The organism is Loigolactobacillus backii (assembly GCF_003946275.1).
Classification (GTDB): domain Bacteria; phylum Bacillota; class Bacilli; order Lactobacillales; family Lactobacillaceae; genus Loigolactobacillus; species Loigolactobacillus backii.
Genome location: NZ_RHNQ01000138.1, coordinates 1 through 1,326, shown reverse-complemented (window position 1 = coordinate 1,326; position 1,326 = coordinate 1). Strand labels below are relative to the sequence as shown.

Below are 1,326 nucleotides of genomic sequence, written 5' to 3'. Positions count from 1 at the left end.
GAGTGTTTAAATAATTATGTGTAAATGATTTATTGAGAATTGAAAAAGGGAAGCCTCTCCCTTATGATAGTTAGCGTCTAAACAAACATCACAGGAGGCTTCCCCATGAATCAGTTTACCAAAGAAATCGTCACAGCACTAGCACAGCATCAGGATCTAGCTATTATTTTTAAAGACCAACTAGAAACGGCCGTTAATGAGCTATTACAAAATGAACTTTCTGCATTCTTGGGTTATGAGCCCTATGACAGGAATGGCTTCAATTCAGGAAATTCTCGTAATGGACACTACATGAGAACCTTTAATACAAAATATGGCGAATTGAAGCTTACGATTCCCCGTGATCGGAACGGAGAATTCGTTAACCACACATTACCAGCCTATCAACGCCGAACAGATCAGTTAGAACAAACCGTCATTCAGCTTTATCAAAAGGGAATTACCACTCATGAGATCGCAGATCTGATGGAAAAGATGTATGGTTCCTATTACACGCCACAGACAGTTTCCAATCTAACTAAGGTAGTTAATGAACAAGTTGAAGCTTTCAAGAATCGAACGTTATCAGAAAGGTACGCCGTCGTTTATTTAGATGCCACTTATCTTCCCTTACGACGTGACACAGTTGCCAAAGAAGCAGTTCATATTGCGATTGGCATTCAACCTAATGGTCATAAGGAAGTGCTATCTTACAAGATAGCTCCTACAGAATCTAGTTCTGTGTGGTCTGAAGTACTAGCTGATTTGAAGCATCGTGGCGTGCAACAAACCTTACTTTTTGTGGCTGATGGATTGGTTGGCCTAGAAACTGCCGTTGGCAAATATTATCCGGACGCCGTTATTCAACAATGCCTAGTTCATGTAAGCCGTAATATTTCACATCATATCCGGGTTCATGACCGTCAAGCTGTGTTAAATGATTTTAAGTTAATTCATCAAGCAACCAATAAACGAATGGCTGAGCACAGCTTAGCCAACTTTGTTAATCATTGGCGCAAAAGATATCCCAAAGTTACACAAGAATTATTAAAAAACCAGAAATTACTGGTATGTTTTAATTTTCCACCGGCTATCCGTTCTAGTATTTATAGTACCAATCTTATCGAATCATTTAACAAAAAATTTAAGCGGCAAACAAAGAAACGTGAACAATTTCCCAATGAAGAATCTTTGGAAAGAACCTTAATGACCGTAATTCTTGATTACAATGACAAATTTGGTCGACGGACACATAAGGGGTTCAACCTAGTTCAAGACACTTTAGAATCAATGTTTTAGTTCAAAGGTGAGAGGCTTTTTCATTTACACATAAAATTTGACACTCTC

The 1,326-nt window shown here is 38.3% G+C and carries 1 protein-coding gene; it reads left to right on the top strand.

The genetic code is table 11. From position 1 onward, the window contains the following. Nucleotides 1-105: 105 nt before the first annotated feature. Nucleotides 106-1,278: an IS256 family transposase gene (locus EKM61_RS11910; RefSeq protein WP_068222179.1), complete on the top strand. Its 1,173-nt coding sequence runs from the start codon at nucleotides 106-108 to the stop codon at nucleotides 1,276-1,278. Nucleotides 1,279-1,326 lie beyond the last annotated feature (48 nt).

Excerpts from the sequence above, each read along its gene's own strand:
- EKM61_RS11910 (WP_068222179.1), top strand. The coding sequence starts at position 106 with ATGAATCAGTTTACCAAAGAAATCGTCACAGCACTAGCACAGCATCAG.